Origin of the sequence: Pseudomonas sp. Irchel 3F3, assembly GCF_900187545.1 — a bacterium.
GTDB classification, from domain to species: Bacteria; Pseudomonadota; Gammaproteobacteria; order Pseudomonadales; family Pseudomonadaceae; genus Aquipseudomonas; species Aquipseudomonas fortuita.
Window position 1 is genome coordinate 128,183 of sequence record NZ_FYDS01000013.1, and the last position, 12,266, is coordinate 140,448.

Here is a 12,266-nt window from a genome sequence, read left to right on the forward strand (position 1 = left end):
TGTGGGTTGCGTGAGGGCTAGCGGGGATGGTTTGGGATTTGCGGTGTTTGTGAGATCGAGCGCCGCCCGCGCGGCGCATCGCGACGCAAGGCCGCTCCCACATTTGTTTCGGGCCAGTCCATCCTGCGCCAGGCGCGCGCGACCGCCTTGTATGTACGACGCGATATCGATGCATGCGCCAAGGCCTACGCGCGCGAATCCCACAGGAATAACTGGCCCGAAACAAATGTGGGAGCGGCCTTGCGTCGCGATGCGCCGCGCGGGCGGCGCTCGATCTCACCGGCACCAAAAATGCTGTGGCGAACACTCAAAAAAAACCCGCACTGTCGCCAGCGCGGGTTTTTGGTCAAAGCAGAACGATCAACGCTCCAGCAGAATCCGCAGCATGCGGCGCAGCGGTTCGGCGGCGCCCCACAGCAGCTGGTCACCCACGGTGAACGCGCCCAGGTACTGCGAGCCCATGTTCAGCTTGCGCAGACGGCCAACCGGGATGTTCAGGGTACCGGTGACCTTGGTCGGGGTCAGCTCCTGCATGCTGATTTCACGCTGGTTCGGCACCAGCTTCACCCAAGGGTTGTGCTGGCTGATCATGCCTTCGATGTCGGCGATCGGCACGTCCTTGTTCAGCTTGATGGTCAGCGCCTGGCTGTGGCAACGCATGGCGCCGATGCGCACGCAGATGCCGTCGACCGGGATCGGGCTCTTGAAGCGACCGAGGATCTTGTTGGTCTCGGCCTGGGCTTTCCATTCTTCACGGCTCTGGCCGTTCGGCAGTTCCTTGTCGATCCACGGGATCAGGCTACCGGCCAGTGGCACACCAAAGTTCTCGGTCGGGAAGGCGTCGCTGCGCATGCTCTCGGCAACCTTGCGGTCGATGTCGAGGATGGCGCTGGCCGGGTTGGCCAGGTCGTCGGCAACGGCCGCGTGGGTGGCGCCCATCTGCTTGATCAGCTCGCGCATGTTCTGCGCGCCAGCACCCGAGGCTGCCTGGTAGGTCATGGCGCTCATCCACTCGACCAGGCCGGCTTCGAACAGCCCACCCAGGCCCATCAGCATCAGGCTGACAGTGCAGTTGCCGCCGATATAGTTCTTGGTACCGGCGTCCAGCTGCTGATCAATGACCTTGCGGTTGACCGGGTCGAGGACGATCACCGCATCATCCTGCATGCGCAGGGACGAGGCCGCATCGATCCAGTAACCCTGCCAGCCGGCTTCACGCAGCTTGGGGAAGACCTCGTTGGTGTAGTCGCCGCCCTGGCAGGTCAGGATTACGTCGAGGGTCTTGAGTTCTTCAATCGAATAAGCGTCTTTGAGCGGCGCTGTATCCTTGCCCACGTTCGGGCCTTGGCCGCCGACATTGGAGGTAGTGAAGAACACCGGCTCGATAAGGTCGAAATCCTGCTCCTCCAGCATCCGCTGCATGAGCACGGAACCGACCATGCCGCGCCAACCGATCAGACCTACACGTTTCATCGCAACTACACCTTTGCTAAAAGTGGGCCGCCACCGGGAATTTGGGGTGGCGGGCCAGAGAGATTACAGATTCCGCAGCGCTGCGACTACTGCGTCGCCCATTTCCTGCGTACCAACTTTGCGGCAGCCTTCCGAGAAGATGTCGCCGGTGCGCAGGCCCTGGTCAAGGACCAGGCTGACGGCCTTCTCGATCGCCTCGGCGGCAGCCGACTGATTGAAGCTGTAACGCAGCATCATCGACACCGACAAAATGGTCGCCAGCGGGTTGGCGATGCCAAGGCCGGCGATGTCCGGCGCCGAACCGTGGCACGGCTCGTACATGCCCTTGTTGTCGGCATCCAGCGACGCAGATGGCAGCATGCCGATGGAACCGGTCAGCATGGAAGCTTCATCCGACAGAATGTCACCGAACATGTTGTCGGTCACCATCACGTCGAACTGCTTGGGTGCGCGCACCAGCTGCATGGCAGCGTTGTCGACGTACATGTGGCTCAGTTCGACGTCCGGATAGTCCTTGGCCACGTCTTCGACCACTTCACGCCACAGCTGGCTGGACGCCAGGACGTTGGCCTTGTCCACCGAGCACAGCTTCTTGCCACGTACGCGGGCCATGTCGAAGCCGACACGGGCAATGCGGCGCACTTCGCTTTCACTGTACGGCAGGGTGTCGTAGGCCTGGCGCTCGCCGCCTTCCAGCTCGCGCTGGCCACGCGGTGCACCGAAGTAGATGCCGCCGGTCAGCTCACGGACGATGAGGATGTCCAGGCCCGAAACGATTTCCGGCTTCAGCGACGAGGCATCGGCCAGCTGCGGGTAGAGGATGGCCGGGCGCAGGTTGGCGAACAGGCCCAGTTGCGAACGGATTTTAAGCAGGCCGCGCTCAGGGCGGATGTCACGCTCGATCTTGTCCCACTTCGGGCCACCCACGGCGCCCAGCAGCACGGCATCGGCCTTGCGCGCACGCTCCAGGGTTTCGTCGGCCAGCGGCACGCCATGCTTGTCGATGGCGGCGCCACCGATCACGTCATGTTCCAGGCTGAAGCCAAGCTGGAACTTGTCGTTGGCCAGTTCCAGCACCTTGACCGCTTCGGCCATGATTTCCGGGCCGATACCGTCACCAGGGAGAATCAGAATCTGCTTGCTCATGCTTTCCTCTATCCATTCACGCGGTGCGGCCAAACGGGCCCCACCGAAAAGTGCTTAACGCTCGGCCCACAACACCAGCACATCGGTGCTGAACGAGCCATCGGCCTCGATCTGGTAATACTGCCGTACTTCTTCACCCATGGCTTGCTGCAATTGGCGTATGGCCACGCGCATCGGCTCGGGGGTGCGCATGCGCTCGACCCAGCTGCTGAACTCCAGGCGCAGTGGCTGGCGCGTGTGGCTGCGCACATGCAGGCCGGCTTCGCTGACCTGACGCTGCCATTCGGCGGCGGAGTAGTCGCGCACATGGCTGGTGTCGCGCAGCACCTCGACCGTTTGCAGGTAGGTGTCGAGCAGCGGGCTGCCGGGTGACATCACATCGACGAACGCCGCCACGCCACCGGGCTTGAGCACCCGGCGCACTTCGCGCAGGGCCAGGCCCAGGTCGCTCCAGTGGTGGGCCGAGTAGCGGCTGAAGACGAAATCGAACGAAGCATCGGCAAACGGCAGGCGTTCGGCCGCGCCGCGCTCGGTGATGATGTTGGCCAGGCCGCGCTCGGCGGCAGCACTGGCGACCACGTCGAGCATGGCTTGCGAAAGGTCGTAGGCGACCACCTCGGCGACCAGCGGCGCGACGTGGAAGCTGACATGACCGGCACCGCAGCCCAGGTCCAGCACGCGCGCATGGGCCTGCCCTGCCAGCTCAGCCTGCAGCAGGGCGAACTCACTGCCCTGGGCGTGCACGGTGCTGCTGAGGTAGGCGCTGGCCTGTTCGCCGAACTGGCGCTGGACCACGTCGGTATGGTTGGTGCTGGTCATGGGTGCAGTCCTTTTGATTGTCATCACCAGTACCGGCCTCTTCGCGGGGCAAGCCCGCTCCCACAGAGGCCAGCACTCACAGCTACATCACTCAGGCATCACGGAACAGCCAAGGCTGGCTGGCGCGGTGCTTGCCTTCGAAGGCCTTGATCGCATCGCTGTCCTGCAGGGTCAGGCCGATATCGTCCAGGCCGTTGAGCAGGCAGTGCTTGCGGAACGCATCGATCTCGAAATGCAGCACCTTGCCATCCGGACGTGTCACGGCCTGCGCTTGCAAGTCGATGGTCAGCTGGTAACCCGGGTTGGCTTCGACCTGCTTGAACAACTCGTCGACTTCCTCATCGCTGAGGATGATCGGCAGCAAGCCGTTCTTGAAGCTGTTGTTGAAGAAGATGTCGGCAAAGCTCGGCGCGATCACGCTGCGGAAGCCGTACTCGTCCAGCGCCCACGGGGCGTGCTCACGGCTGGAGCCACAACCGAAGTTTTCCCGCGCCAGCAACACGCTGGCACCCTGGTAGCGTTCGTGGTTGAGCACGAACTCGGTGTTCAGCGGGCGCTTGCTGTTGTCCTGGTAGGGCTGGCCCACGTCCAGGTAACGCCATTCGTCGAACAGGTTAGGGCCAAAGCCGGTGCGCTTGATCGACTTCAAAAACTGCTTGGGGATGATCTGGTCGGTGTCGACGTTGGCACGGTCCAACGGCGCGACGAGTCCAGTGTGCTGGGTAAAGGCTTTCATGCTGCGCTCCCTTGGATCAACTCGCGGACATCGATGAAGTGGCCGGTCACCGCGGCAGCGGCAGCCATGGCCGGGCTGACCAGGTGGGTACGGCCACCGGCCCCCTGACGGCCTTCGAAGTTGCGGTTGGAGGTGGACGCGCAGTGCTCGCCGCTCTCCAGGCGGTCCGGGTTCATCGCCAGGCACATCGAGCAGCCTGGCTCACGCCATTCGAAACCGGCTTCGACAAAGATCTTGTCCAGGCCTTCGCGCTCGGCCTGGGCCTTGACCAGGCCCGAACCTGGCACGACGATGGCTTGCTTGACGGTAGCGGCCACCTTGCGGCCCTTGGCGATTTCGGCTGCGGCGCGCAGGTCTTCGATACGCGAGTTGGTGCACGAGCCGATGAACACGCGGTCCAGCTGAATATCGGTGATCGCCTGGTTGGCGGTCAGGCCCATGTACTTCAGGGCACGCTCGATCGAACCACGCTTGACCAGGTCGGCTTCGGCAGCCGGGTCCGGCACGCGCTGATCGACGGCCAGGACCATCTCGGGCGAGGTGCCCCAGCTGACCTGTGGCTTGATCTGGCTGGCATCGAGCTCGACCACGGTGTCGAACACGGCATCGTCATCCGACACCAGGTCTTTCCACGACTCGACCGCTTGTTTCCACTGCTCGCCCTTCGGCGCGTACGGGCGGCCTTCAACGTAGGCAACGGTGGTGGCGTCAGTGGCCACCAGGCCCACACGGGCACCGGCCTCGATGGACATGTTGCAAATGGTCATGCGGCCTTCCATCGACAATTCGCGGATGGCGCTGCCGGCAAACTCCATGGCGTGACCATTGCCACCCGCGGTGCCGATCTTGCCGATCACGGCCAGGACGATGTCCTTGGCGGTAACGCCGGCAGGCAATTGGCCTTCCACGCGCACCAGCATGTTCTTCATCTTTTTGGCGACCAGGCACTGGGTGGCGAGCACGTGCTCGACCTCGGAGGTGCCAATGCCGTGGGCCAGGGCACCGAAAGCGCCATGGGTGGACGTGTGCGAGTCACCGCAGACCACGGTCATGCCGGGCAAGGTGGCGCCCTGCTCGGGGCTGATGACGTGAACGATGCCCTGGCGTTCGTCATTCATCTTGAATTCGACGATGCCGTATTCGTCACAGTTTTCGTCAAGGGTCTGCACCTGCAGGCGCGACACCTGGTCGACGATGGCCTCGATGCCGCCCTTGCGCTCCGGCGTGGTCGGCACGTTGTGGTCGGGGGTGGCGATGTTGGTGTCGATGCGCCACGGTTTGCGGTTGGCCAGGCGCAGGCCTTCAAAGGCCTGGGGCGACGTCACTTCGTGGATGATGTGGCGGTCGATGTAGATCAAGGACGAGCCGTCATCACGGCGCTTGACCTCATGGGCTTCCCAGAGTTTGTCGTAGAGCGTTTTGCCAGCCATCAGACTGTTCCTCATCAGCGTCTTTCTATGCCAAAGACCCCTTGGCTTGTACGGACGATGCTAGGGGGTTAGATTGAATAACTCAAATTCATAATTTTTATGCTTTGGATAACCCAAAGGAATACAACCCCATGGACCTGGCCAACCTCAGTGCCTTTATCGCCATTGCCGAAACCGGCAGTTTTTCCGGGGCCGCCGACCGGCTGTTCCTGACCCAACCGGCCATCAGCAAACGCATCGCCGGGCTGGAACAGCAACTGGGTGTGCGCCTGTTCGACCGCCTGGGCCGCGAGGTCACCCTGACCGAGGCCGGGCGCGCCCTGCTGCCACGGGCCTACCAGATTCTCAATGTGCTTGATGATACCCGACGGGCGCTGACCAACCTGACCGGGGCCGTGAGCGGTCGTCTGACCCTAGCCACCAGCCACCACATCGGCCTGCACCGCCTGCCTCCATTGCTGCGGGCTTTCACCCGCCAGTACCCGGCGGTGGCGCTGGATATTCAGTTTCTGGATTCAGAACAGGCCTACGACGAAATTCTGCATGGCCGTGCCGAGATTGCCGTGATCACCCTGGCGCCCGACCCGCACCACCTGATCAAGGCCGTACCGGTGTGGGACGACGCCCTGGACTTTGTCGCCGCGCCCGAGCACCCGCTGGCCAACAACCGTACAGTCAGCCTGGCTGATGTGGCCCGCCACCCGGCGGTATTCCCCGGCGGCAACACCTTTACCCACCATATTGTCCAGCGCCTGTTCGAAAGCCAGGGCCTGACGCCGAACATCGCCATGAGCACCAACTACCTGGAAACCATCAAGATGATGGTATCGATCGGGCTGGCCTGGAGTGTATTGCCACGCACCATGCTCGACGAACAGGTTGCACCCATCGCATTACCGGGCATACAGCTGTCACGCCAGCTAGGCTACATCTTGCACACGGAGCGTACGCTGTCGAACGCGGCCAGGGCTTTCATGGCCCTGCTCGACAGCCACGCAGGGCCGGCCTGACCGGCCGTCAGCCCGGCACATCCAATTCAAGGACGCGTCATACGCCAAAGGTCTGGTACCGATGCCCAAATCAGCAAACCGCTTTTTGCGCCTGCCGCGTATTCCTGCGGCCGATCCCCAAGAGTCGGAGCAGGCCTGGCAGAACGCCCCACAACTGCTGGCCGCGCTCAATGGCGCGCGCCTGGGGGCCTGGCTATGGGACATCGATAGCGGCCGGGTCAGCTGGTCACGAGGCACCCAGGCGCTGTTCGGCTTCGACCCGCAGCGACCGTTGCCCGCCGATGTCGACTACCTCGACTTGCTGCCCGAGGAAGACCGCGCCCGCACCCGCCAGGTGTTCCAGGCCGTGTTCAACGGCGAGCCGGTGGAACAGGCCATGCGTCACCGCATTCGCTGGCCTGACGGCAGCCTGCACTGGCTGGAGATCAACGGCAGCCTGACCCACGACCAGCATGGGCGCCCGCAGATGATCGGGGTGATCCGCGAAATCACCCGCCAGCGCGAGCGGGAAACAGCGCTGATCAATTCGGAAAAGCGCTTCGCCACCCTGTTCCACCTCAGCCCCAACGCCATTTTGCTGACCCGCCGCCACGACGGCATGATCTTCGAGGTCAACCAGCATTTCGAAGACATGTTCGGCTGGCCTGGCAGCCAGGTGATCGGCAAGACCAGCCTGGAGTTGGGCCTGTGGGTCCACCCCGAACAGCGTCACCAGGTGATGGAGTCGACCCGCGCCAATGGCGGCCCGCTCATCATGGAGGTGCAGTTCCGTGCCTCCAGCGGCAAGGTGCACGACGGCATCCTCTGCACCCAGGGCATCGAACTGGAGGGCATCACCTTCCTGATCAGCACGTTCGTCGACACCACCGAACGCAAGCGCGCCGAGCAGGCCCTGAAGGACAGCCAGGAACGGCTGGACCTGGCCCTGGACTCGGCGCAGCTGGGCACCTGGGACTGGCATATCCCCAGCGGCATGCTCTACGGTTCGGCCCGCGCCGCGCAGCTTCACGGCCTGCCGCCCACCCCTTTTCACGAGTCGTTCGATGCGTTTTTCGAGGGGGTGCCGGAACAGGAGCGCAACTCGATGCGCCAGGCCTACCGCAGCCTGCGCGAAGGGCCCGCCGGCAACTACCAGATTACCTACCGGGTGCAGCTGGAGAACGGCATTTCGCGCTATATCGAAAGCCGCGCACGCCTGTACCGCGACGAACAGGGCAACCCGCTGCGCATGGCCGGCACCTTGCTCGACATTACCGACCAGGTGGAGCGCGAGCAGCGCCTGAGCGCCTCGGAAGAGAAGTTCGCCAGCCTTTTCCAGGTCAGCCCCGACCCAATCTGCGTTACCCGCCAGGACACCGGCCAGTTCATCGAGATCAACCCCGCGTTCAGCCAGACCTTTGGCTGGGGCAGCGACCAGGTGATTGGCCGCACAGCCGAGGAAATCGGCTTGTGGGCCGAGTCCATCGAACGTGCGCAACGTATCGAGCGGGTCATCCGCGAACAGGCCCTGAGCAACGTTGCCGTGGTGGTCAACCACCGCGACGGCGCGCCGCTGACCTGTGTGATCTCCAGCCGCCTGATCACCGTCGACGACCAGCCCTGCAGCGTTACCACCCTGCGCGACATCACCCAGCAACAACGCGCCGAGGCGGCGCTGCAGTCCAGCGAGGAAAAGTTCGCCAAGGCCTTCCACTCCAGCCCCGACGCCATCACCATCACCGAACGCCACAGCGGCCGCTACCTGGAAATCAACGATGGCTTCTGCCGCCTGACAGGCTACAGTGCCGCCGATGTGGTCGGCCACACGGTATATGAGATCGGTATCTGGGCCGATGACAAGCAGCGCAGCGCGTTGCTGGCCGAGTTGCGCGAGCGCGGCCGGGTGCATCACCGGGAAATGCTTGGGCGTAACAAGCGCGGCGATATCCTCACCGTGGAAGTTTCTGTCGAGCCGATCACCCTCAACGAAGTCGACTGCCTGCTGCTGACCGCACGCGACGTCAGCCAGTTGAAAAACGCCCAGGCGCAAATACGCCATCTGGCCTACCACGATCCGCTGACCAACCTGCCCAACCGTGCCCTGCTGATGGACCGCCTGAGCCAGCAGATTGCCCTGCTCAAGCGCCACAACTTGCGCGGCGCCCTGCTGTTCCTCGACCTCGACCACTTCAAACACATCAACGACTCGCTGGGCCATCCGGTGGGCGACGCGGTGCTGAAGATCATCACCGCACGCCTGGAAGCCAGTGTGCGCCTGGAAGACACCGTGGCCCGACTGGGTGGCGACGAGTTCGTGGTATTGCTCAGCGGACTGGAAGGCAGCCGTGAGCTGGTAGAGGAAAAGGTGCGTGAACTGGCCGACACGCTGCGTGAGCTGTTGGCCGAACCGATGTCGCTGGATGGCCAGCGCCTGCAGGTGACGCCCAGCATCGGCGTGGCGCTGATCCCCGACCACGGCACCACGCCGGCCGATCTGCTCAAGCGTGCCGATATCGCCCTTTACCGGGCAAAGGACTCTGGGCGCAACACCACCCAGTTGTTCCACACCACCATGCAGAAGGCCGCCAGCGAACGCCTGCGCATGGAAAACGACCTGCGCCTGGCCTTGGCCCGCGGTGAACTGGCGTTGTACTTCCAGCCGCAGGTGGATGCCCGCGACAACCGCATCGTCGGCGCCGAGGTGCTGCTGCGCTGGCATCACCCGCAACTCGGCCAGCAGCCGCCCTCGCAGTTCATCCAGGTGCTGGAAGAAAGCGGCCTGATCCTGGAGGTTGGCAGCTGGATCCTTGACGAAGCCTGCGATGCTTGCGCGCACATGCTGGCCGACGGCCTGATCGACGCGGATGATTTCAGCCTGTGCGTGAACATCAGCCCTCGGCAGTTCCGCCAAAACGACTTTGTCGGGCGCGTGCTGCGCAGCCTGGACGACTATCGGCTGCCACGACACATGCTCAAGCTGGAAATCACCGAAGGCATCGTCATCCAGAACCTGGAAGACACCATCAGCAAAATGCGCGAACTGAAGCACTACGGGGTGAGTTTTGCCATGGATGACTTCGGCACGGGCTATTCATCGCTGACCTACCTCAAGCGCCTGCCGGTCGATGCGCTGAAGATCGACCAGACCTTTGTGCGCGATGCACCGATCGACCCCAACGACGCCGAAATCGTCCGCGCCATTGTCGCCATGGCCCGCAGCCTGGACCTGGCGGTGATTGCCGAGGGGGTCGAACTGACTGAACAGCTTGAGTTTCTGGAACGGCTGGGCTGTCACCTGTATCAGGGCTACCTGCACAGCCGGCCGTTGCCGTTGCCAGAGTTTCGCAAGCTGTTGCTGGAAGCGCCGGCAGACTACTGATCGCCTGGCTGCCAGCGCCTGCACGGTAGCGCGTCAGGAGCACAAAAAAGGGCACCCCTGGGGGTGCCCTTCTTCATCGCAGCGTGATCAGTTCAGCGCTGGTTTGTCGCCATTGATCGGGATGCGCTTGGCCTTGGCTTCTTCAGGCACGATGCGCAGCAGGTCGATGCTGAGCAGGCCGTTGGCCAGGCCGGCGGCTTTCACTTCGATATGGTCAGCCAGGCGGAACGACAGCTTGAAGGCGCGTTGCGCGATACCCTGATGCAGGTAGGTCACTTCAGCGGCGCCATTGTCGCGCTTGCCACCGGTCACGGTCAGGACACCTTTCTCAACCTGCAGGTCGAGGTCCTCCTCTTGGAAACCGGCTGCGGCTACTACGATGCGATAGTGGTCCTCGCCATGTTTTTCCACGTTGTAGGGCGGGTAGCTGCTACCGGCCTCATTACGTGCCGCGGATTCGAACAGGTCGTTGAAACGGTCGAAACCAACGGAATGGCGGAACAGTGGAGCAAGAGAGAAAGCGGTAGTCATGGTCATAAACTCCTGAGATTCAGCAAGTAAGTCATTACGCGACCCGACTTCGGCATCGCGTACTCAAAAGATATGGCCGAGGGAAAAGCTTTCAAGGGGCAATGATAAAAAAATTTGAAATCGGTGTAGCCCTTTTCGCGGGCATGCCCGCTCCCAAAGGATCACCACAGGCCTCAGGACCAGTGCACTACCTGCGGGAGCGGGCGCGCCCGCGAAGAGGCCAGCTCAGGCAACACAGGCCTCCAAAGCCTGCACCTCAACCCCCAGCAACCGGCTGATCCGCGCGCAGTCATCTTCCCGGCGCAACTCGGCAAACAGCACCACCGCTTCGGGGTAACTGCGGGTCAGCATGGCCAGCCATTGCTTCATCCGCCCCGGTGCATAACGCGGTGACAGTTTGGCCTGGGCCTGACGCCAGAACTCGCGCAACAACGGCAGCAGGTCATCCCAGCTCATCGGCTGATAGTCCCGCCCATCACGGGCTGCGGCAATCTGCAGACCCAGGTCCGGGCGCGATACCAGGCCACGGCCCAGCATGATGTCATCGGCCCCGCTGACCTCACGGCACCGCCGCCAGTCATCAACAGTCCAGATCTCGCCATTGGCGAACACCGGTACCTTGACCACATCCTGCACCCGCGCCACCCATTCCCAGTGCGCCGGCGGCTTGTAGCCCTCGACCTTGGTCCGCGCATGCACCACCAGATGCGCCGAGCCCCCCTCTGCCAATGCCGTGGCACACTCAAGCGCGCCGTCGGGGCTGTCGAAACCCAGGCGCATCTTCGAGGTTACCGGGATATGCGCCGGCACTGCGCGGCGCACCTCCCGCACGATGGCGTGCAGCAACTCCGGCTCTTTGAGCAGCACGGCACCGCCACGTGACTTGTTCACGGTCTTGGCCGGGCAGCCGAAGTTCAGGTCGATCACTGGCGCACCCAGCTCACAGGCCAGCGCCGCGTTTTCCGCCAGGCACACCGGGTCCGACCCCAGCAACTGCACGCGCATGGGCACCCCCGCAGCCGTACGCGCGCCCTGGCGCAGCTCGGGCGCCAGCTTGTCGAACGAGGACGGCGGCAGCAGGCGGTCGCACACGCGAATGAACTCAGTGACGCACCAGTCGATACCGCCTACGCGGGTCAATACGTCGCGCAGGATGTTGTCAACCAGCCCCTCCATGGGGGCCAGGGCAATTTGCATGTCGGGGTCTCGGTGAAAAAGCCGGCAGTCTAACAAATATTGTCGACGATTCAGGTGCCGATCAGCGCCGGACCGTAGCCATCTACGAATTCCGCCGGCATGCGCCTGGGCTTGCCGCTGGACAGCTCGATGCAGGCAAAGGTGGTGTGCGCACGCAGCAGGGTTACGCCGTCACGCGGGCGCTTGAGCTGAAAGCGCCGGGTCATGCGCAGGCGCTGATCCCAGTCGATGATCCAGGTGGCCAGTTGCAGCTCGTCGTCCTCGTAGGCGGCGGCCAGGTAATCGATTTCGTGACGCACCACCGCCATCGCCCGATCCAGGCGCCGATACTCCGCCAGGTCCAGCCCCAGGCGCTGGGAGTGGCGCCAGGCGCAACGCTCCAGCCACGTGACGTAGACCGCGTTGTTGGCATGACCAAGGCCGTCGATGTCCTCGCTGCTGACGCGCAGGTCGATGACGAAGGGTGTTGCCAGGTCCCAGCTCATGTTCGCTTCCTTGGCACAAAAGGCGATTTAGCAGCGACCTGCAGGGCAATGTCCAGCCCCTGCGCAAGATTTACCGGCCTC

At 63.3% G+C, this 12,266-nt stretch carries 10 protein-coding genes; 2 read left to right on the forward strand and 8 right to left on the reverse strand.

Translation table 11 applies throughout. From position 1 onward, the window contains the following. Window positions 1-360 precede the first annotated feature (360 nt). The 5 genes from asd to leuC form a co-directional block, all read right to left on the reverse strand. Window positions 361-1,473 carry an aspartate-semialdehyde dehydrogenase gene (asd, locus tag CKW35_RS24310; protein ID WP_016485516.1) on the reverse strand — a complete coding sequence of 371 codons (1,113 nt, stop codon included), beginning with the start codon at window positions 1,471-1,473 and terminating at the stop codon, window positions 361-363. 63 nt (window positions 1,474-1,536) lie between these two features. Beyond that, window positions 1,537-2,619 (reverse strand): 3-isopropylmalate dehydrogenase, encoded by a 1,083-nt coding sequence (leuB, locus tag CKW35_RS24315; RefSeq protein WP_013971603.1) that lies wholly within the window; start codon window positions 2,617-2,619, stop codon window positions 1,537-1,539. A gap of 54 nt (window positions 2,620-2,673) precedes the next feature. Next, window positions 2,674-3,438 carry a class I SAM-dependent methyltransferase gene (locus CKW35_RS24320; RefSeq protein ID WP_023047848.1) on the reverse strand — a complete coding sequence of 255 codons (765 nt, stop codon included), beginning with the start codon at window positions 3,436-3,438 and terminating at the stop codon, window positions 2,674-2,676. A gap of 91 nt (window positions 3,439-3,529) precedes the next feature. Next, window positions 3,530-4,174 carry a 3-isopropylmalate dehydratase small subunit gene (gene leuD, locus CKW35_RS24325; RefSeq protein ID WP_016485514.1) on the reverse strand — a complete coding sequence of 215 codons (645 nt, stop codon included), beginning with the start codon at window positions 4,172-4,174 and terminating at the stop codon, window positions 3,530-3,532. Then, window positions 4,171-5,604 (reverse strand): 3-isopropylmalate dehydratase large subunit, encoded by a 1,434-nt coding sequence (gene leuC, locus CKW35_RS24330; RefSeq protein WP_016500870.1) that lies wholly within the window; start codon window positions 5,602-5,604, stop codon window positions 4,171-4,173. Before leuC ends, leuD begins: the two co-directional genes overlap by 4 nt. 131 nt (window positions 5,605-5,735) lie before the next feature. On the opposite strand from leuC, the gene CKW35_RS24335 reads away from it, so the two are divergent. Then, window positions 5,736-6,614, forward strand: coding sequence for a LysR family transcriptional regulator (locus CKW35_RS24335; protein ID WP_016485512.1), 879 nt, complete (start codon window positions 5,736-5,738; stop codon window positions 6,612-6,614). A gap of 61 nt (window positions 6,615-6,675) precedes the next feature. Further along, complete coding sequence (locus tag CKW35_RS24340) at window positions 6,676-9,972, forward strand: PAS domain S-box protein (RefSeq protein WP_016485511.1); 3,297 nt, start codon at window positions 6,676-6,678, stop codon at window positions 9,970-9,972. An 87-nt stretch (window positions 9,973-10,059) separates the two neighbouring features. Here CKW35_RS24340 and CKW35_RS24345 read toward each other — a convergent pair whose 3' ends face one another. The 3 genes from CKW35_RS24345 to CKW35_RS24355 all read right to left on the reverse strand — a co-directional run bounded on the left by CKW35_RS24345 (window position 10,060) and on the right by CKW35_RS24355 (window position 12,185). Continuing rightward, window positions 10,060-10,503: an Hsp20 family protein gene (locus CKW35_RS24345; RefSeq protein ID WP_016485510.1), complete on the reverse strand. Its 444-nt coding sequence runs from the start codon at window positions 10,501-10,503 to the stop codon at window positions 10,060-10,062. A gap of 225 nt (window positions 10,504-10,728) precedes the next feature. Continuing rightward, complete coding sequence (locus tag CKW35_RS24350) at window positions 10,729-11,700, reverse strand: tRNA-dihydrouridine synthase (protein ID WP_016485509.1); 972 nt, start codon at window positions 11,698-11,700, stop codon at window positions 10,729-10,731. Between the two features lie 50 nt (window positions 11,701-11,750). Then, window positions 11,751-12,185, reverse strand: a complete 435-nt coding sequence (locus CKW35_RS24355) for a thioesterase family protein (RefSeq protein ID WP_016485508.1) — start codon at window positions 12,183-12,185, stop codon at window positions 11,751-11,753. Window positions 12,186-12,266 lie beyond the last annotated feature (81 nt).